Source organism: Klebsiella sp. Sb-30 (genome assembly GCF_057652795.1).
Genome location: NZ_CM172749.1, coordinates 399,068 through 418,249, shown reverse-complemented (window position 1 = coordinate 418,249; position 19,182 = coordinate 399,068). Strand labels below are relative to the sequence as shown.

The 19,182-nt window shown below is 56.4% G+C and carries 16 protein-coding genes; 8 read left to right on the top strand and 8 right to left on the bottom strand.

The features are described 5' to 3' along the window. Positions 1-367: 367 nt before the first annotated feature. From hofQ to AC236I_RS01855, 5 genes are read right to left on the bottom strand one after another with little or no spacing between them, the layout of a single operon-like run. On the bottom strand, positions 368-1,606 hold the full coding sequence (hofQ, locus tag AC236I_RS01875) for a DNA uptake porin HofQ (protein WP_088883597.1): 1,239 nt from the start codon (positions 1,604-1,606) through the stop codon (positions 368-370). After that, entirely contained in the window at positions 1,545-1,934 is a 390-nt protein-coding gene (locus AC236I_RS01870) for a HofP DNA utilization family protein (protein WP_032718318.1), read from the bottom strand. Before AC236I_RS01870 ends, hofQ begins: the two co-directional genes overlap by 62 nt. After that, on the bottom strand, positions 1,924-2,373 hold the full coding sequence (locus AC236I_RS01865; protein ID WP_048023433.1) for a HofO family protein: 450 nt from the start codon (positions 2,371-2,373) through the stop codon (positions 1,924-1,926). The genes AC236I_RS01870 and AC236I_RS01865 overlap by 11 nt, the downstream gene beginning before the upstream one ends. Continuing rightward, the gene (locus AC236I_RS01860) at positions 2,357-2,896 is read right to left on the bottom strand and encodes a PilN domain-containing protein (protein WP_487608679.1); all 540 of its coding nucleotides are present in this window, start codon (positions 2,894-2,896) and stop codon (positions 2,357-2,359) included. Before AC236I_RS01860 ends, AC236I_RS01865 begins: the two co-directional genes overlap by 17 nt. Continuing rightward, positions 2,893-3,684 carry a type IV pilus biogenesis protein PilM gene (locus AC236I_RS01855; RefSeq protein WP_048023431.1) on the bottom strand — a complete coding sequence of 264 codons (792 nt, stop codon included), beginning with the start codon at positions 3,682-3,684 and terminating at the stop codon, positions 2,893-2,895. Before AC236I_RS01855 ends, AC236I_RS01860 begins: the two co-directional genes overlap by 4 nt. 118 nt (positions 3,685-3,802) lie before the next feature. Here AC236I_RS01855 and mrcA point away from each other — a divergent pair, with 118 nt between their 5' ends. After that, positions 3,803-6,361, top strand: a complete 2,559-nt coding sequence (mrcA, locus tag AC236I_RS01850) for a peptidoglycan glycosyltransferase/peptidoglycan DD-transpeptidase MrcA (protein WP_044347755.1) — start codon at positions 3,803-3,805, stop codon at positions 6,359-6,361. Between the two features lie 87 nt (positions 6,362-6,448). Here mrcA and nudE read toward each other — a convergent pair whose 3' ends face one another. After that, on the bottom strand, positions 6,449-7,009 hold the full coding sequence (gene nudE, locus AC236I_RS01845) for an ADP compounds hydrolase NudE (protein ID WP_004868466.1): 561 nt from the start codon (positions 7,007-7,009) through the stop codon (positions 6,449-6,451). A gap of 329 nt (positions 7,010-7,338) precedes the next feature. On the opposite strand from nudE, the gene AC236I_RS01840 reads away from it, so the two are divergent. The 5 genes from AC236I_RS01840 to pckA all read left to right on the top strand — a co-directional run bounded on the left by AC236I_RS01840 (position 7,339) and on the right by pckA (position 13,520). Beyond that, on the top strand, positions 7,339-9,468 hold the full coding sequence (locus AC236I_RS01840) for an intracellular growth attenuator family protein (protein ID WP_044347753.1): 2,130 nt from the start codon (positions 7,339-7,341) through the stop codon (positions 9,466-9,468). Positions 9,469-9,527: 59 nt separating this feature from the next. Continuing rightward, on the top strand, positions 9,528-10,211 hold the full coding sequence (gene yrfG / locus AC236I_RS01835; RefSeq protein ID WP_004868470.1) for a GMP/IMP nucleotidase: 684 nt from the start codon (positions 9,528-9,530) through the stop codon (positions 10,209-10,211). Continuing rightward, positions 10,208-10,609, top strand: a complete 402-nt coding sequence (gene hslR / locus AC236I_RS01830) for a ribosome-associated heat shock protein Hsp15 (RefSeq protein WP_004868472.1) — start codon at positions 10,208-10,210, stop codon at positions 10,607-10,609. The genes yrfG and hslR overlap by 4 nt, the downstream gene beginning before the upstream one ends. Positions 10,610-10,655: 46 nt before the next feature. Next, entirely contained in the window at positions 10,656-11,534 is an 879-nt protein-coding gene (hslO, locus tag AC236I_RS01825; protein WP_004868474.1) for an Hsp33 family molecular chaperone HslO, read from the top strand. Positions 11,535-11,897: 363 nt separating this feature from the next. Then, complete coding sequence (gene pckA / locus AC236I_RS01820; RefSeq protein ID WP_004868477.1) at positions 11,898-13,520, top strand: phosphoenolpyruvate carboxykinase (ATP); 1,623 nt, start codon at positions 11,898-11,900, stop codon at positions 13,518-13,520. Positions 13,521-13,611: 91 nt separating this feature from the next. Here the strand turns inward: pckA and envZ are convergent, their stop codons facing one another. Beyond that, the gene (gene envZ, locus AC236I_RS01815) at positions 13,612-14,973 is read right to left on the bottom strand and encodes a two-component system sensor histidine kinase EnvZ (protein WP_004868479.1); all 1,362 of its coding nucleotides are present in this window, start codon (positions 14,971-14,973) and stop codon (positions 13,612-13,614) included. After that, positions 14,970-15,689, bottom strand: a complete 720-nt coding sequence (gene ompR / locus AC236I_RS01810) for an osmolarity response regulator transcription factor OmpR (protein WP_001157751.1) — start codon at positions 15,687-15,689, stop codon at positions 14,970-14,972. The genes envZ and ompR overlap by 4 nt, the downstream gene beginning before the upstream one ends. Before the next feature lie 247 nt (positions 15,690-15,936). Here ompR and greB point away from each other — a divergent pair, with 247 nt between their 5' ends. Together greB and AC236I_RS01800 are read left to right on the top strand one after the other, a co-directional pair. Continuing rightward, a complete protein-coding gene (gene greB / locus AC236I_RS01805; RefSeq protein ID WP_004868482.1) occupies positions 15,937-16,410 on the top strand; it encodes a transcription elongation factor GreB in 474 nt (157 codons plus the stop codon). Positions 16,411-16,512: 102 nt separating this feature from the next. Beyond that, positions 16,513-18,843: a Tex family protein gene (locus AC236I_RS01800; RefSeq protein WP_327206931.1), complete on the top strand. Its 2,331-nt coding sequence runs from the start codon at positions 16,513-16,515 to the stop codon at positions 18,841-18,843. The last annotated feature ends 339 nt before the right edge of the window (positions 18,844-19,182 follow it).

The following is a 19,182-nucleotide window of genomic DNA, read 5'->3' as shown; positions in this document are numbered from 1 at the left end:
TTAATGGTAAACCCGCTTCGCGAATACCCAGCGCAGCAGGACATGAACTGAAACCTCATATGCAATAGAGCGAGAGTCAGACTAAAAATTATCTCAATACTCAGGCAGGTTTGGCAACTGAATATACTCGTCATTATTCAAACTACCTCGCCGTCGGCTGCACTCATCCGCCTCCAGGTGCATAGTTATCTATGTTTCTGGGGGTAAACCAGCTTACCGCCTCGACGCATCCTGAATGATCTTGTGGATAAATCACCGGACAAAAAGGGAGGATTGATGCCGAACCCGACTCTCAAATCGGTACCCCTTGTATGCTAAATCCGTCCTCACGTCAAACACCTGAAACGTGTTTAGCAAGAAAAACCGCTTAATGCACTGCCAGAATTCGTGGGGTAATGAAGACAACCAGTTCACGCCGTTCGTTATCTTTGCCGTCGCGACGAAACAGCTGGCCGAGCAGCGGAATGTCGCCCAGTAGCGGAATACTGTCGCGGGCAGATTTCTTTTTTTGCGAAAAGATTCCGCCCAGAGCCAGCGTTTCGCCGCTTTTCACTTCAACCTGGGTCTCAATTTCCTGTTTATCGATAGCCAACGCTTCGCCATTTTCCTGCTTCAGAACCTGACCTGGCGTATTCTCCGTAATGCGTAGTTTCAGGCGCACACGATTCTGTTGCAGAACCGTTGGCGTGACCTCCATTCCCAGTACCGCCTCTTTGAACTCAATCGATGTTGCACCGCTTTCCCCGCGCGAGACCTGATAGGGAATTTCACTCCCCTGCTTAATGCTGGCAGACTGCATATGAGAAGCCAGCAAACGCGGGCTGGCGATGATTTCCACCTGCTGTTTTTGCTCCAGCGCCGAAAGCTCCAGCTCCAGCAAGCGCCCGCTCAGGCGGCCGATATTAAACCCCACGCGATTGCTGGCATTGTTCACCGCCTGATGGCTGCTTAAGGTCGTCAGCTTACCGGAACCCGGCATGCTGCTGGCTTCGGCCATGCTCCATTTCACCCCCAGTTCACGCAGGCTGGTTTCGCTCATCGAGACAATATGTGCCGCCAGCTCGACCTGACCGACCGGCAGATCCATCTCCTGGGCCCACGCGGTCAATGCCGACAGATGCGCGGCATCGTCGTGAATGAACAGTCGATTGGTGCGTTTATCCACCGTCAGGCTACCCCGGGCGCTGAGCAATTTATCCCCGGACTTCGCCAGCTCGCTCGCATCAGCATGCTGCAGCATCACGCTATGCCTTTGCAAAGGCAGGTTCTGCAATTGCTTCGCGCGCGCCGCCTCTTGTTGCGCCTGCCGCGCATTTTGCCAGACCAGCGTATGCACATGCAGTACCGTGCCCTGTTGGTTATACATCAGCCCGGCGCTATCAATCACCGCGCGCAATGCCTGCTGCCAGGGAACGTTCTTCAGATGAAGCGACACCGTACCGCTGACGTCAGGCGCCACAACCAGATTTTTTTGCTGCATCTCGGCCAGCGTTTGCAGTACCTGGGCAACCGGCACATCGTCCACCACCAGCGACACGAGTTTCTCATTTTTTGCCGTCGCTATTGCTGGCAACAGCAGAAACAGCAGGCTTATCCATCGCATCATATTTTGTTCCTTTTTCCCGCAGCCATTCCCAATGCGCAGGTTCGCATCCAGGCCCTGTTGTTATTGCAACTCGCTCCGCCGTCAGCAAATGGATTCGCCAGCCTCCCGGCAAAGCGTCCTCTTTTCGCACCCGGCGCCATTGGTTACGATGATCCAGTAAATAACCCACCCAATAGTGCCGATGACCGACCGCGCCGCCATAGCGCCATTGCGCCAGCTGTGCCGTCTGGCAGCGATCCTCCGGAGGCAGAAACGGATCGCGATCGCCGGCCAGCAAGGATAGCGGCAGCGGAAGCAGCCACAGAAAACGCCAACCCTTACCCCACATCTTCGGCCTCCAGCTGTAGCGTCATCAGGAGCGTCTTTTTTTCCGGACGCAGTGAAAAGCCCGTTACACGCATTCCGCACTCCGCCAGCCAGGAAAACAGCGGCGGGACCGCCTGCCAGCGGACCTCCAGCAGCAGCTCGCCGCCGCGCCCCGACGGGCGCCAGCTCACCAGCATGGCGCCTGATACCGGCAGCGTAATCGGGGAGAACAGCGCACGCTTTTGTTCATCCAGGAAGGCATTTTGCAAGGTAGTCTGCAGCGGTATTAACCGAAGCCACTGCTGGCGCAGACGGAGATGTCCGTCGGTTTCTGCCGGTGGAGGCGAAGCTGAGAGCCGGAAAAAAATCACCGCGATCAGCCCCAGAACAATCGGCAGCGCGAGCCGCCCGCCGCGCAGAGAAAAAAATGCCGTCATTCCACGTTCAATGAGTGCCTGCATCAGCGTGCTCTCCGCTCAGGGAAAAGCGAAACTGCCAGCGCCCCTGCTCACCGCGGCGCGTTTCATCGGCTCTGGCCGGTTTGAACCCGGCAACCGCGCTCAGCGCTTTTTCCATCCCCGCCACGGCCTTAAGATTCAGCGCCAGACCGCTCAACATCAGGGTATCGCGCTGATACTCCAGCCGGGTTAACCAGGCTTGCTCCGGTAGCTGCGCGGCGATTGCCCATAACCGGGACTGCCAGGCCTCGGTTAATGCCCTTTTTTGCTGTCTCAGGCGCAGCCGCTGTCCTTGCTGCTGTCGCTCCAGCATCATGCTTTCGCGCTGCCGGAGTGCGGACCAGAGCTGGTTTTCAGCCGCGGCTCTCACCGCAGTCAGCGCCTCAACCGCGTGACGCTCAGCCCGCTTAACCTGAGCAATCATCAGCAAGATCAGTAGAAACCCCACCGCGTACAGCAGCACGATACGCAGCCGCTGGCGGCGACGCGCTTCACGCCAGGGCAAAAAATTCACCACCGCCGTCATCGTTGCCGCCCTCCTAACGCCAGCCCAATCGCCACGGCATAGCGCTCTCCACAGTCCGGCAGCGGTGGCTGCAGGCGATAAATCACGCGCCAGGGGTCAAAAGAGGTCTCATCGCCAGAACGCGTGGCGCAGCGCTGGAGTGATTTGGCATCGATCAACCGGGAGAGCTGTGAAAACGAAGAGACTTCAGCGCACGGCAAACTGCCCCAGCCTTCCCGCGTTGCCCACAGCCAATGAGGATCGTTGCGCCACGCGAGGCCTTGCGAGCCAGACGGCAGCCAGGGGAGGAATGCTGCCAGCGCGCAGGCATCCGGTACAATGCCTGCGATGCTCAGCTTCAGGCGGGCGGCGAGCTGACGCAGAACGTCGATATCCAGGCGTTGTGCAGCCGTCACCCGCCATTCGTTCTTTGCCGGCGCGGCGGAATAATCGACACATAGCGAGGCGGCCGGCATCTCCAGCTGTTGCGCCATCACGCTGGCTATCCAGGTTGCCCGCTCCTTATCGCGCAGAGACAGCTGCGGACGCGGCAGCTGCTTTTGTAACGTTCGGCTGGCCGGAAACGCAATGCTGACCTGATGTTGCAAAGGCAGTTCCCGCCGCCAGTTCTGCAACCGTTCAGCCAGCGCAGCCACGTCAACCACCATGCCATGGCGCACGATGCCGGGCGCCAGTTCGATATCCCACCAGCGGCATAACGCCCAGCGGGAACGCGCGTAGCGCAGTGCGACCAGCACTATTGCGTCCTGTTGAATATGCATCCCGATTCGCCAGTTGCTGAAAGCCATGCTTACGATCTCCTTGTCCGCCATTACGGCTCGACTCTATCAATGCACCAGGCTTGCCTTTATACTACCGCGCGTTTGTTTATAAACTGCCCAAATTAAACTTAATGGGAAATCTCCGGTGAAGTTCGTAAAGTATCTATTGATCCTTGCAGTCTGTTGCGTACTGCTGGGAGCAGGCTCGGTTTTTGGCCTCTATAAATATATTGAGCCGCAACTCCCTGACGTCGCGACCCTGAAGGATGTGCGTTTGCAGATCCCGATGCAGGTCTATAGCGCGGATGGCGAGCTTATTGCGCAGTATGGCGAGAAACGCCGTATTCCCGTCACGCTGCAGCAAATGCCGCCCGAGCTGATCAAAGCGTTTATTGCCACCGAAGATAGTCGTTTCTATGAACATCACGGCGTCGATCCGGTCGGTATTTTCCGTGCAGCCAGCGTCGCCATGTTCTCAGGCCATGCCTCACAGGGCGCCAGTACCATCACCCAGCAGTTAGCGCGTAACTTCTTCCTGAGCCCGGAGAAGACGCTGATGCGTAAGATCAAAGAGGCCTTTCTGGCGATTCGCATCGAGCAGTTGCTGAATAAAGACGAAATCCTTGAGCTGTACCTGAATAAAATCTATCTCGGCTACCGCGCCTATGGCGTCGGCGCGGCGGCGCAGGTTTACTTTGGTAAATCTATCGACCAGCTTAGCCTGAGCGAAATGGCCGTTATCGCCGGCCTGCCTAAAGCACCATCGACATTTAACCCGCTCTATTCCATGGACCGCGCGACCGCGCGTCGTAACGTTGTTCTGGCACGTATGCTGAGCGAAGGCTATATCACGCAGACGCAATACGATCAGGCGCGCAACGAAGCCATTGACGCCCGCTACCACGCACCGGAAATCGCTTTCTCGGCGCCTTATCTCAGTGAAATGGTCCGCCAGGAGATGGTCAACCGCTATGGCGAGCAGGCATATGAAGATGGCTACCGCGTTTACACCACTATCACGCGCAAAAACCAGCAGTCCGCTCAGCAAGCCGTCCGCAATAACGTGCTCGATTACGATATGCGCCATGGCTACCGCGGCCCGGCCAACGTGCTGTGGAAAGTGGGCGAAACGCCCTGGGATCAGGCGAAAATCATCGCATCGCTGAAAAGCCTGCCCGGCTACGGGCCGCTTGCTCCAGCGGTGATTACCTCGGCAAATTCCCAGGAAGCGGTCGCGCTATTAAGTAATGGAACGTCGGTCACGCTGAACATGGAGGGCGTCCGCTGGGCGCGTCGCTTTATCTCCGATACCCAGCAAGGAGCGACTCCGCGCAAGGTCACCGATGTCCTGCAGTCCGGGCAGCAAATTTGGGTCCGTCAGGTCGGCGACAGCTGGTGGTTGTCGCAGGTACCGGATGTGAACTCGGCGCTGGTTTCCATTAACCCGCAGAACGGCGCCATTATCGCCCTGGTCGGCGGGTTCGACTTCAATCAAAGTAAATTCAACCGCGCGACCCAGGCCCTACGCCAGGTAGGCTCGAACATTAAGCCGTTCCTCTACACCGCGGCGATGGATAAAGGCCTGACGCTGGCCAGTATGCTTAACGATGTGCCGATTTCCCGTTGGGACGCCGGTGCCGGTTCCGACTGGCAGCCGAAAAACTCCCCGCCGCAGTACGCCGGCCCGATTCGCTTGCGTCAGGGACTGGGGCAGTCGAAGAACGTCGTGATGGTTCGCGCCATGCGTGCCATGGGCGTGGATTACGCGGCGGAGTATCTACAGCGTTTCGGTTTCCCGGCGGGGAATATCGTGCATACCGAGTCGCTGGCGCTGGGGTCCGCATCCTTTACGCCGCTGCAGGTTGCGCGCGGTTATTCGGTGATGGCCAACGGCGGCTTCCTGGTTACGCCATTCTTTATCAGCAAAATCGAGACCGATCAGGGCGGCGTGATCTTTGAGGAGCGGCCTAAAGTTGCCTGTCCGCAGTGCAACCTGCCGGTCATTTACGGCGATACGCCGAAATCCGACGTGCTGGAAAATAAGGATGTCGAAGATGTCGCGACCTCGACAACACCGCAGAACTCCGCGGTGCCGCCGCAGCCAGAGCTTGAACAGGTCAACCAGGCGCTGGTTGCCCAATCCGGCGCCCAGGAATACGCGCCGCATGTGATCAGCACGCCATTGTCATTCCTGATTAAAAGCGCCCTGAACAGTAACATCTTCGGCGAACCGGGCTGGATGGGTACCGGCTGGCGCGCCGGGCGCGATCTGCAGCGCCACGATATCGGCGGTAAAACGGGGACCACCAACAGCTCAAAAGATGCGTGGTTCTCCGGCTACGGCCCGGGTGTCGTGACGTCGGTATGGATTGGTTTTGACGATCACCGCCGCGATCTGGGGCGGACTACCGCATCCGGCGCGATTAAAGATCAGATTTCCGGCTATGAGGGGGGAGCCAAAAGCGCCCAGCCAGCCTGGGATGACTTTATGAAACGCGTGCTGGAAGGCGTACCTGAAGAGCCATTAACCCCGCCGCCTGGCGTGGTAACGGTCAATATCGACCGCAGCACCGGTCAGTTGGCGAGCGGCGGTAACAGCCGCGCCGAATACTTCATTGATGGCACACAGCCGACCCATCAGGCGGTGCATGAAGTGGGGACCACGATCACCGATGGTGGCGGTGAAACCCACGAACTGTTCTGACAAAAAAAGCGCCTGCGGGCGCTTTTTTTCTGCTTCTCTCTGCAGGCCATGGTGACAGGCCGGATGTTTGGCAAAGCGCCGGGCGGTCTACAGGCGTCCCTGAGCCTTCAGCCACTCGCGGACCAAAAACAGGGCGCTGACGTTGCGCGCTTCGTTAAAATCTTCATCATCCAACAGCGCCATTAGCTGCGACAGCGGCCAGCGCACCTGCGGTAAAGGTTCCGGCTCATCGCCAGGCAGCGATTCCGGGTACAGATCTTCAGCCACCAGGATATTCATCTTGCTGGAGAAATAAGAGGGTGCCATGCTCAGTTTTTTCAGGAACGTCAGCTTATTGGCGCCGAAACCGACCTCTTCTTTCAGTTCACGGTTAGCGGCTTCCATGACGGTTTCACCCGGATCAATCAGCCCTTTAGAAAAACCAAGCTCATAAGATTCGGTGCCAACGGCATATTCACGAATCAGAATGAGATGGTCATCGACAATCGGTACAATCATCACGGCTTCACGCGTCGAAGGGCGCATGCGTTCATAAACGCGACGCACGCCGTTGCTGAATTCCAGGTCCACGCTTTCAACGTTAAAAAGACGCGAGCGCGCTACTGTTTCAACATTGAGAATGGTGGGTTTTTGTAATGATTTGCTCATTGTTATCGATCTATGCTGTGATTCCAGAAGTCATTGTGCGATACGCAGCACGGTTTCGGCAATTCAATTCGCCACTTATTTACATAGTTGCAACCTGCACTCGCAAAACGAGAGAATCAGAAAGATAAAAAAGTCAATAGGTTGAAATGTTTTTGAGAATTTACTGATTCCTGGATTTTAACGATTTTGATAAGCTTGTATGCTGCTGTATCGCACAATAAATTTTCCCGTATACATACGATATCTGCCGAGAGCACACTGCAGGTTCACGCAAAGTGTTAAGCAACTAAAGACACCTGTAAGAAAAGAATAACTACGATGGGATGGGCATGGGCACCTTTCTGATTTCTTTCACAGCTCTGCTAATCTGCGCATTGCTTATCGGGTGGTGGTATCGATCGCATGCCAGACGTCGCCGCCTCCCTCTCCTGCATGCCTTTAGCGATGCCGTCACCCGCAAGCTTTCTGAGCAAGAACGCCGCGCGGTGGAAAAGTACCTTGAAGGTCTCAACCACGCCCGACAAATGCCGGCATCGGGGGCAAGCGTTGCCCCTGCCGTACTGTCTCTCACCCAACAGAGCGATACTGTTTTCACGGTGACCCGTGCCATTACGCGCTATGGCATTACCACCGATGACCCGAACAAATGGCGCTACTTCCTCGACTCGGTGGAGGTGCATCTGCCGCCTTTCTGGGAGCAGTATATCAATGACGAAAATAGCGTTGAGCTGATACCCACCGACAGCCTGCCGCTGGTCATTGCCCTCAATGGCCATGCGCTCAGCGACTACCCGCAGGAGAGCCGCAGTTATGCCCTCGAACGGGCGTCGTCAACCCAGGCGTCAATCCGCGGGGAAGAGAGCGAGCAGATCGAGCTGTTGAGCATTCGCCAGGAAACGGCAGAGGAATACGCGCTGAGTCGGCCGGATGGGCTGCGTGAAGCGATCTTTATCGTCACCTCGTTCCTGCTGTTTTACTTCAGCCTGATAAGCCCCTATGTTTTTACCCCGTGGCTACTGCTCGGTGGACTACTGTTCCTGGCTGCGGGCCTGTGGGGTATCTACGCGCCGCCGCGTAAAGCGGCGCTCCGGGAGATCCACTGCCTGCGCGGGATGCCCAAACGCTGGGGTCTGTTTGGCGAAAATGACCAGGAGCATATCAATAATATCTCCCTGGGTATTATCGATCTGATCTATCCGCGCCACTGGCAGCCCTGGATTGCCCAGGATCTCGGCCAGCAGACGGATATCGATATCTATCTCAGCCGTCACGTCGTGCGTCAGGGGCGCTTCCTGTCGTTGCACGATGAAGTGAAAAACTTCCCGCTTCAGTACTGGCTGCGTAGCGCCATTATCGCTATCGGCGCACTGCTGGTGGTGGTGATGCTGTGGGCCAGCGTCCCGCTGAATATGCCGTTTAAGTTTACGCTTTCATGGCTGAAAGGGGCGCAAACCATTGAAGCGACTACCGTTGCCCAGCTGGAGAAGTCGCAGGTTCGCCTCGGCGATACGCTGCGATTGAAAGGTACCGGAACCTGCAATATCCACTCGCCGGATAGCTGGACGGCGAAAGAGAACTCGCCGTTTATGCCGTTTGATTGCTCGCAGATCATCTGGAATGACGCGCCTCCCCTACCGCTTCCTGAGTCCGACGTCGTCGGCAAAGCCACGGCGCTGATGCAATCCGTGCAGCGCCAGCTACATCCCGATCCGGACGATGACTCGCACGTCAGCCCCGCGCTGCGCTCGGCGATTCAGAAATCAGGCATGGTGCTGCTGGATGATTTTGGCGATATCGTCATAAAAACCAACAACCTGTGTGCGGCAAAAGATGACTGTACCCGTTTGAAAAACGCGCTGGTTAACCTGGGCAATACGCGTAACTGGGAAGCGCTCACCAAACGCGCCAACTCGGGCAAGCTGGATGGCGTCAACGTTCTGCTGCGCCCGGTTAGCGCCGAGTCGCTGGAAAATCTGGTCACCACCTCAACGGCACCGTTTGTCATTCGCGAAACCTCACGCGCAGCGCAGGCCCTTAACAGTCCGGCTCCCGGCGGTTTCCTGATTGTCAGTGATGAAGGCAGCGATCTGGTCAATCAGCCGTGGCCGACCACCAGCTTGTATGACTATCCGGCGCATGAACAGTGGGGCGAACTGCAGCGTCTGGCCAGAATGCTGATGCATACGCCGTTCCACGCCGAGGGGATTGTGACCAATCTCTATACCGATGCCAATGGCACGCAGCACATCAACCTGCATCGTATTCCAGACCGTTCAGGTCTGTGGCGCTATCTGGGGACGACGCTGCTTCTGCTGACCATGCTGGGCTGCATGTCGTGGCACGGGATCCTGACGATTCGTCGCTACCAGCGTCATCGCCAGCGAATGGAAGATATTCAGAAATACTACGAAAGCTGCCTGAATCCGGTACTCATCCCCTCGCCGGAACATCAAGAGTAATTCCCTGCGCGGCGGGGTGTGATACCCTGTCGCGCATTTCCCCTCGCTGGAGACTCACCATGCATTTTGATATCGCCTGGCAGGAGGTTGATACCGTTCTGCTGGATATGGATGGCACGCTGCTCGACCTCGCCTTCGACAACTATTTTTGGCAAAAGCTGGTGCCGGAAACCTGGGGAGCGGCACGCGGGCTCAACCTGCAGGAGGCCAAAGAGGCGATGCACCAGGAGTATCACGCGGTGCAGCATACGCTAAACTGGTACTGTCTGGACTACTGGAGCGAGCGCCTGAATTTGGATATTCGTGCGATGACCAGCGAGCAGGGGCCAAGAGCAGCCCTGCGTGAAGATACCGTCCCGTTCCTTGATGCGCTCAAGGCCAGCGGCAAGCGGCGCATCCTGCTGACCAACGCCCATCCGCATAATCTGGCGGTAAAGCTTGAACATACCGGTCTCGACGCACACCTTGATTTATTGCTTTCTACCCACACATTTGGTTATCCGAAAGAAGATCAGCGTCTGTGGCGTGCGGTGGCGGAAGAAACCGGCTTCGATGCGCGCAAAACGCTCTTTGTTGACGATAGCGAGGCGATTCTCGATGCCGCGGCTCAGTTTGGTGTTCGCTACTGCCTGGGCGTCACGAATCCGGATTCCGGACTGGCGGAAAAAAGCTATGCCCGACATCCGGGATTGAACGACTACCGGCGCCTGATCCCTTCGCTGACTCCAAAGGAGAGGCCATGAAAGAGAAGCCCGTCGAAGCCGTCAGGCTGGACAAATGGCTTTGGGCAGCCCGCATTTATAAAACCCGTGCGCTGGCGCGCGAGATGATTGAAGGCGGCAAGGTGCATTACAACGGACAGCGCAGCAAGCCGGGTAAAATCGTTGAGCCGGGCGCCACTCTGACGCTACGCCAGGGCAACGACGAACGTATTCTGCTGGTCAAAGGGATAACCGAACAGCGCCGACCTGCCAGTGAAGCCGTCGCCTTGTATGAAGAGACGGCAGAGAGCATCGAAAAACGCGAGAAAATGGCGCTGGCGCGCAAAATGAACGCGCTGACCATGCCGCATCCCGACAGACGTCCGGACAAGAAAGAACGCCGCGACCTGATGAGATTTAAACACGGCGACAGTGAGTAACCGCCTATACCTGTAGGCACCGCTGTTGCCAGCAAGAGAGACCATTATGACTCAACACGATCAATTACATCGTTATCTGTTTGAAAACTATGCCGTACGCGGTGAACTGGTTACCGTTTCGGAAACCCTGGAACAGATTCTGGCGAACCACAGCTACCCGCAGCCGGTCAAAACCGTGCTGGCAGAGCTGCTCGTTGCCACCAGCCTGCTGACCGCGACGCTGAAGTTTGCCGGCGATATCACCGTGCAGCTGCAGGGCGATGGTCCTCTGTCTCTGGCGGTAATCAACGGGACGAATCAGCAGCAGCTGCGCGGCGTCGCGCGGACTCAGGGCGACATTCCGGAAGATGCAGACCTGAAAACGCTGGTCGGTAACGGGTATCTGGTCATCACCATCTCTCCGGATGAAGGCGAGCGCTATCAGGGCGTGGTCGGTCTGGAAGGCGACACCCTGGCGGCTTGCCTGGAAGATTATTTCCAGCGCTCAGAACAGTTGCCGACGCGCCTTATCATTCGCACCGGCGAACATGAAGGGAAACCGATGGCGGGCGGCATGCTGCTTCAGGTGATGCCGGCACAAGAGACCCAGGCCAATGATTTCGACCATCTGGCTACGCTCACTGAGACCATCAAAGCCGAGGAACTGTTCACCCTCTCAGCGACTGACGTCCTGTGGCGTCTGTATCACGAAGAAGAAGTGACCGTGTACGATCCGCAGAATGTGGAATTTAAGTGTACCTGTTCCCGCGAACGCTGCGCCGGGGCGCTGAAAACGCTGCCGGATGAAGAGATCGACAGCATTCTCGCTGACGAAGGTGAAATTGATATGCACTGCGATTACTGCGGCAATCATTACCTGTTCAACGCCATGGATATTGCCGAGATTCGCAATAATGCCTCTCCGGCCGACCCGCAGGTTCACTGATAATCCTGCCCACCAGAGCTCGCGGCGGAGGTTTTCTGCCTTCGCCGCGCCTGCCGTCAACTATTTCCTCGCGTGATGAATCGATTTTCACTGAAAGAGTTACGTAATTTTCTTTCAAGAAAGCGATTACATTCACAATTCAGCAGTTTTTTTAATTACTTTTTAACCAATAAGAAACATCTATCCCCACCAACGGCCAATTTCCTGAGATAATCACGCATGTTTCGTGACAGGAGTCACCGTGTTTTTCGTAAGTAAGGCGTTTGTCGAGATACGTAAATCTATGAGCCTGGTCGCGGTCTATACCCCGAAAGAACCCCTACAATTTAAAGCAGTATATATTATTGGCTAAGGAGCAGTGACATGCGCGTTAATAATGGTTTAACCCCGCAGGATCTCAAGGCTTATGGTATCAATGACGTCCAGGATATCGTCCACAACCCTAGTTACGATACGTTGTATCAAGAAGAACTCGATCCCACTCTGGAAGGGTATGAGCGCGGCGTACTCACCAATCTGGGCGCGATCGCCGTCGATACCGGTATCTTTACCGGTCGTTCGCCGAAAGATAAATATATCGTTCGTGACGATACAACCCGCGATACCGTGTGGTGGTCTGATAAAGGCAACGGTAAAAACGACAACAAACCGCTCTCGCAGGAAACCTGGCAGCACCTGAAAGATCTGGTCACTCATCAGCTTTCCGGCAAGCGTCTGTTCATCGTTGATGCGTTCTGCGGCGCCAATGCCGACACGCGTCTGAGCGTACGCTTCATTACCGAAGTGGCCTGGCAGGCACACTTCGTCAAGAACATGTTTATTCGCCCATCCGATGAAGAACTGGCCAACTTTAAGCCGGATTTCATCGTGATGAACGGCGCCAAATGCACCAACCCGCAGTGGAAGGAGCAGGGACTCAACTCTGAAAACTTCGTTGCCTTCAACCTGACCGAGCGGATCCAGCTGATTGGTGGTACCTGGTACGGCGGCGAAATGAAGAAAGGGATGTTCTCTATCATGAACTACCTGCTGCCGCTGCAGGGGATCGCATCAATGCACTGTTCCGCTAACGTGGGCGAGAAAGGCGACGTGGCGGTCTTCTTTGGCCTCTCCGGCACCGGCAAAACCACCCTTTCCACCGATCCGAAACGCCGTCTGATCGGCGATGACGAGCACGGCTGGGATGACGATGGCGTCTTCAACTTCGAAGGCGGCTGCTATGCCAAGACCATCAAACTCTCCGAAGCCGCAGAGCCAGATATCTATCACGCGATTCGTCGTGATGCGCTGCTGGAAAACGTGGTGGTTCGCGCGGACGGCACGATTGATTTCGACGATGGGTCGAAAACCGAGAACACCCGTGTCTCCTACCCGATCGATCATATCGAGAACATCGTTAAGCCGATCTCGAAAGCGGGCCATGCCACCAAAGTTATCTTCCTGACGGCGGATGCATTCGGCGTACTGCCGCCGGTATCGCGCCTGACGGCAGACCAGACCCAGTATCACTTCCTCTCTGGCTTTACCGCTAAGCTGGCCGGTACCGAACGTGGCGTCACTGAACCGACGCCAACCTTCTCCGCCTGCTTCGGTGCCGCGTTCCTGTCGCTGCACCCGACGCAGTATGCTGAGGTTCTGGTGAAGCGCATGCAGGCATCCGGTGCGCAGGCTTATCTGGTCAACACCGGCTGGAACGGCACCGGCAAACGTATCTCGATTAAAGATACCCGCGCCATTATCGATGCCATTCTCGACGGGTCGCTGGACAATGCGGAAACCTTCACGCTGCCGATGTTCGATTTGCAGATCCCAACCTCGCTGCCAGGTGTCGATACGCACATCCTCGACCCGCGTAACACCTACGGTTCGCCAGAGCAGTGGCAGGAGAAAGCCGAGCAGCTGGCGAAGCTGTTCGTAGAGAACTTCGAGAAGTACACCGATACGCCAGCGGGCGCCGCGCTGGTCGCTGCCGGTCCGAAGCGCTAACCGTGTATTTATAAAGAATAAGCCGGGCAATGCCCGGCTTTTTTATGCTCTCGCGCCGACCCGCGCGATTCAGACTGCCGCGAGCGGCCGCTTAACTCTCTTTGCTCTGTTTCGTCGGCGTTAGCGCACGTTGAACCGGAACCGGCAGCCAGGCGCGAATCAACAGCCCGCCCCGCTCGCTGGAGCCAATCTCCAGACGACCGTTATGGTTATCGATAATACGCTGCACAATCGCCAGCCCCAGCCCGGTACCGCTGGTGCTGCGGGCGCTATCGCCACGCACAAACGGCTGGAACAGATGCTCGCGTTGTTCTGGCTTAATCCCCGGGCCATCATCCTCGACCTGGAACCAGGCGCTGCTGGCTTCGCTACCGCTGCTGACCTTAATCCAGCCGTTGCCATAACGCGCGGCGTTAACCACCATATTGGCCAGCGCGCGCTTGATAGAGAGCGGATGAATGCGCAGCGGGATCTCGCCGGCCTGCAGGTCCGTCGCGATTTCACGTTCGTAACCGCTTTCCGCCGCGATAACTTCACCGAGCACCGAGTTAAGATCCGCCAGCTCCATCGGCATCTCCTGGCCCGTGCGCAGGTAATCAATAAACTGCTCGATGATGGCGTTACACTCTTCAATGTCTTTGTTGATCGACTCGGCAAGGTAACCGTCTTCTTCCCCCATCATCTCCGTCGCCAGGCGAATACGCGTCAGCGGCGTACGCAGATCGTGGCTGACGCCGGCCATTAACAGCGTACGATCGTCTGCCAGCTGTTTTACGCCTGCGGCCATGTGGTTAAAGGCCCGGGTGACCGAACGCACTTCGGATGCACCGTACTCCCGCAGCGGCGGCGGAATGATGCCTCGCCCGACCTGCAGCGCCGCATGCTCAAGATCGACCAGCGGCCGGTTTTGAATACGGATAAACAGCCAGGCGCCGCCAATCGCCAGCAGCATAATCGCCAGGGTATAGCGGAACAGCGGCGAGAAGTCGCCCTGGTGGATTTCCGTCAGCGGTACGCGCACCCAGATATTCGGCGACAGCCAGGTTTTCAACCACACCACGGGGGAGCTTTTGTTGACCTCGACCCGCACTTCGGTTGGCCCACCGAGCTGGTGCGCCATCTGCTGACTTAAAAACTCATAGTGCTGCGCCCAGCGCAGGCCTGCGTCTTCCGCCGCTTCATTGGAATAGAGCGAAATGCCCAGTTCGCGATAAATTTCGCGACGAAACGCCGGCGGCACCACCAGCTGGGTGCCATCCTCCAGCTGCAGTTTATCGGTCATCAGCATACGCACTTCGTATGCCAGCACCTTATTAAACTGCTGGAGGCTCGGTAGAATCGCAAAATTCAGCACCACCAGATAGGTCGTCACCAGGCTGACAAACAGCAAGGTGACTATCAATAACAGGGTGCGAGCAAACGAGCTTCGCGGCGAAAAACGCACGCGTTTCATGCCTTAGAGCCGTCCGGTACGAAGACGTAGCCTAGCCCCCACACGGTCTGGATGTAACGCGGATGGGCCGGATCCTCTTCGACCATGCGGCGCAGACGGGAAATTTGTACATCGATGGAACGCTCCATCGCGGAATATTCGCGACCGCGAGCAAGGTTCATCAGTTTATCGCGGGAGAGCGGCTCACGCGGATGGCTAACCAGCGCTTTCAGTACCGCAAATTCACCGCTGGTCAGCGGCATCGGTTCATCTTCACGGAACATCTCGCGGGTGCCGAGATTCAGCTTGAATTTACCAAAGGCGATGACCGCCTCTTCCTGTGACGGCGCACCCGGCAGCTCATTCGCCTGGCGACGCAGCACGGCGCGGATACGGGCCAGCAGCTCACGCGGGTTGAACGGTTTTGGAATATAGTCGTCCGCACCAATTTCGAGGCCCACAATACGGTCAACCTCTTCCCCTTTCGCCGTAACCATAATGATCGGCATCGGGTTGCTTTGGCTACGCAGACGACGACAAATGGAGAGACCATCTTCGCCCGGCAGCATCAAATCCAGCACCATCAGGTGGAAGGACTCACGAGTCAACAGACGATCCATTTGTTCAGCGTTGGCGACGCTTCGAACCTGGAAGCCTTGCTCGGTCAGATAACGTTCGAGCAGCGCACGCAGGCGCATGTCGTCGTCGACAACCAGAATCTTATAATTCTCTTGCATTGTTTATACTCCCAAAGGTTCACTGCAATTGTCAGTGCGTATTCTCAAAAAAGCCCGGGTCGCCGACCAGCTAAATCTGGTATATATTCCAGGCTAAATTGTTACAAAGCATATTTAACAGCAGCTTAAGTATACATTTAATCATAAGACACATTATTTATCCTGTCGGTATTATTACGCACTACGAATTGTGCGCAACCGCACACCGCCGCGTACAGTGTCCGACAATCAGAAGGTAGAACGATAAATGAAAACGCCGCTGATCACCCGTGAAGGGTATGAAAAACTTAAAAAAGAAATGGACTATTTGTGGCGTGAAGAACGTCCTGAGGTCACCAAAAAAGTGACCTGGGCGGCCAGCCTTGGCGATCGTAGCGAAAATGCCGATTACCAGTACAACAAAAAACGGCTGCGTGAAATCGACCGCCGGGTACGCTATCTCACCAAATGTCTGGAAAATCTGAAAATCGTCGATTACTCCCCGCAGCAGGAGGGCAAGGTGTTTTTCGGCGCGTGGGTTGAAATCGAAAACGATGATGGCGACACCAAGCGCTTTCGCATCGTCGGTTACGATGAGATTTTCGGACGTAAAGACTACATCTCTATCGACTCGCCGATGGCTCGCGCGCTGCTGAAAAAAGAGGTCGGCGACCTGGCGGTGGTCAACACGCCCGCCGGCGAAGCCAGCTGGTACGTCAACAATATCGAATATGTGAAATAGCGCGTCCGGAACAATCTGAGAGCCTCGTGCCACGACTGGCATTTTGCCGTGCCAGTCCGTATAACTATCCCCCTGATTTTCGATCCACAAGATGAAATAGACATGATGAATGATTCGCTCTGCCGCATTATTGCGGGTGAACTTCAGGCCAGGTCTGAACAGGTAGAAGCTGCCGTTCGCCTGCTTGATGAAGGGAACACCGTGCCGTTTATCGCACGCTATCGTAAAGAAGTCACCGGCGGTCTGGATGACACGCAGCTGCGTAATCTGGAAACCCGCCTTGGTTATCTGCGTGAACTGGAAGACCGTCGTCAATCGATCCTCAAATCGATCGGCGAACAGGGTAAGCTGACCGATGCGCTGGAAAAGGCGATTACCACCACGCTGAGCAAAACCGAGCTCGAAGACCTTTACCTGCCATATAAACCGAAACGCCGCACCCGCGGGCAAATCGCCATTGAAGCCGGGCTGGAGCCGCTGGCGGATCTGCTATGGAACGAACCGTCCCACGATCCGGAAACAGAAGCGGCGAAGTTTGTCGATGCCGATAAAGGCGTCGCCGATACCAAAGCCGCACTGGATGGCGCGCGTTATATCCTGATGGAGCGCTTTGCTGAAGACGCCGCGCTGCTGGCGAAGGTGCGTGACTACCTGTGGAAGAATGCGCACCTGGTTGCCACGGTAGTGGGCGGCAAAGAAGAGGAAGGGGCAAAATTCCGCGACTACTTCGATCACCATGAGCCTATCGCTACCGTCCCTTCGCACCGCGCGCTGGCGATGTTCCGCGGCCGTAATGAAGGCATTCTGCAGCTGGCCCTGAATGCCGACCCGCAGTTTGACGAGCCGCCGAAAGAGAGCCACTGCGAACAGATTATTATCGACCATCTCGGTTTACGCTTGAACAATGCCGCAGCCGACAGCTGGCGCAAAGGGGTTGTCAGCTGGACATGGCGCATTAAGGTGCTGATGCACCTGGAAACCGAGCTGATGGGCACCGTGCGCGAACGCGCGGAAGATGAAGCCATCAACGTGTTTGCCCGTAACCTGCACGATCTGCTGATGGCCGCCCCCGCCGGGTTGCGCGCCACCATGGGCCTCGACCCAGGCCTGCGTACAGGCGTGAAAGTCGCCGTGGTAGATGGCACCGGTAAACTGGTCGCCACAGACACCATCTATCCGCACACCGGACAGGCCGCCAAAGCGGCATCTGTCGTCGCCGCGCTGTGTGAAAAGCACAACGTTGAACTGGTCGCTATCGGCAACGGCACCGCCTCCCGCGAAACCGAGCGCTTCTTCCTCGATGTGCAGCAACAGTTCCCGAAAGTCACCGCGCAGAAAGTGATTGTCAGCGAAGCCGGGGCTTCCGTCTACTCAGCTTCCGAACTGGCGGCCCTGGAGTTCCCGGACCTCGATGTTTCTCTGCGCGGCGCCGTTTCAATCGCCCGTCGTCTGCAGGATCCGCTGGCCGAGCTGGTTAAAATCGATCCGAAGTCCATCGGCGTGGGCCAGTACCAGCACGACGTCAGCCAGTCACAGCTGGCGCGCAAGCTGGATGCGGTGGTCGAAGATTGTGTTAACGCCGTCGGCGTGGATCTGAACACCGCTTCCGTGCCGCTGCTTACCCGCGTGGCGGGCCTGACGCGGATGATGGCGCAGAACATCGTCGCCTGGCGTGATGAAAACGGCCAGTTCCAGAACCGTCAGCAGCTGCTGAAAGTCAGCCGCCTCGGTCCCAAAGCCTTCGAGCAGTGCGCCGGGTTCCTGCGCATCAACCACGGCGACAACCCGCTGGATGCCTCCACCGTTCACCCGGAAGCATATCCTATCGTCGAGCGCATTCTGGCCGCCACCCGGCAGGCGTTAAGCGATCTGATGGGCAACAGCAGCGAATTACGCAATCTGAAAGCGGCCGACTTCACCGATGAGAAATTCGGTGTGCCAACCGTCACCGACATTATCAAAGAGCTGGAAAAACCCGGCCGCGACCCGCGTCCGGAGTTTAAAACTGCGAAGTTCGCCGATGGCGTGGAAACCATGAACGACCTGCTGCCGGGCATGGTACTGGAAGGTGCGGTTACCAACGTCACCAACTTTGGCGCCTTTGTCGATATCGGCGTTCACCAGGATGGCCTGGTGCATATTTCGTCGCTGTCGAATAAATTCGTCGACGATCCGCATACCGTCGTCAAAGCTGGCGATATCGTGCAGGTTAAAGTGATGGAGGTCGACCTGCAGCGTAAACGCATCGCACTGACCATGCGTCTTGACGAGCAGCCGGGCGAGAGCAACGCCCGGCGCGGCGGCGGGAGCGATCGTACGCAGGGCAACCGCCCGGCGGCAAAAGCGGCGAAACCGCGCGGCCGTGAGGTGCAGTCCGCTGGCAACAGCGCCATGATGGACGCGCTGGCAGCAGCCATGGGTAAAAAACGCTAACCCTTTTCCGGCCCCTCATTGCAGGGGCCGCTTTCTCCGCCTTATTCTCTGACCCCAGGTTGGTATACTCCGGAAACCGATTAGCTCCGGCTAATAAAGGCGAGTAAATAAGTCATTTATTAAGGTTTCATTTTGTTAACCAATGAAACCTTAATTAAACATTAAATGACAAAATAAATATTACCCTTATTTAGCGCTACAGTGCAGACCTTGCGTCATATCAAAAAAACAGCATATTTCCGGCAAATGTCGATTATTAAACCATTTATGTATTGATGATAAAAACCATTATCATTATCATCATTCATAGTAAATATATCTTCTTCTCCGTTGACTATG

Coding starts and splice junctions, on each gene's coding strand:
- hofQ (WP_088883597.1), bottom strand. CDS start 1,606: ATGATGCGATGGATAAGCCTGCTGTTTCTGCTGTTGCCAGCAATAGCG.
- AC236I_RS01870 (WP_032718318.1), bottom strand. CDS start 1,934: ATGTGGGGTAAGGGTTGGCGTTTTCTGTGGCTGCTTCCGCTGCCGCTA.
- AC236I_RS01865 (WP_048023433.1), bottom strand. CDS start 2,373: ATGCAGGCACTCATTGAACGTGGAATGACGGCATTTTTTTCTCTGCGC.
- AC236I_RS01860 (WP_487608679.1), bottom strand. CDS start 2,896: ATGACGGCGGTGGTGAATTTTTTGCCCTGGCGTGAAGCGCGTCGCCGC.
- AC236I_RS01855 (WP_048023431.1), bottom strand. CDS start 3,684: ATGGCTTTCAGCAACTGGCGAATCGGGATGCATATTCAACAGGACGCA.
- nudE (WP_004868466.1), bottom strand. CDS start 7,009: ATGAGCAAATCATTACAAAAACCCACCATTCTCAATGTTGAAACAGTA.
- AC236I_RS01840 (WP_044347753.1), top strand. CDS start 7,339: ATGGGCACCTTTCTGATTTCTTTCACAGCTCTGCTAATCTGCGCATTG.
- yrfG (WP_004868470.1), top strand. CDS start 9,528: ATGCATTTTGATATCGCCTGGCAGGAGGTTGATACCGTTCTGCTGGAT.
- hslR (WP_004868472.1), top strand. CDS start 10,208: ATGAAAGAGAAGCCCGTCGAAGCCGTCAGGCTGGACAAATGGCTTTGG.
- hslO (WP_004868474.1), top strand. CDS start 10,656: ATGACTCAACACGATCAATTACATCGTTATCTGTTTGAAAACTATGCC.
- pckA (WP_004868477.1), top strand. CDS start 11,898: ATGCGCGTTAATAATGGTTTAACCCCGCAGGATCTCAAGGCTTATGGT.
- envZ (WP_004868479.1), bottom strand. CDS start 14,973: ATGAAACGCGTGCGTTTTTCGCCGCGAAGCTCGTTTGCTCGCACCCTG.
- ompR (WP_001157751.1), bottom strand. CDS start 15,689: ATGCAAGAGAATTATAAGATTCTGGTTGTCGACGACGACATGCGCCTG.
- greB (WP_004868482.1), top strand. CDS start 15,937: ATGAAAACGCCGCTGATCACCCGTGAAGGGTATGAAAAACTTAAAAAA.
- AC236I_RS01800 (WP_327206931.1), top strand. CDS start 16,513: ATGATGAATGATTCGCTCTGCCGCATTATTGCGGGTGAACTTCAGGCC.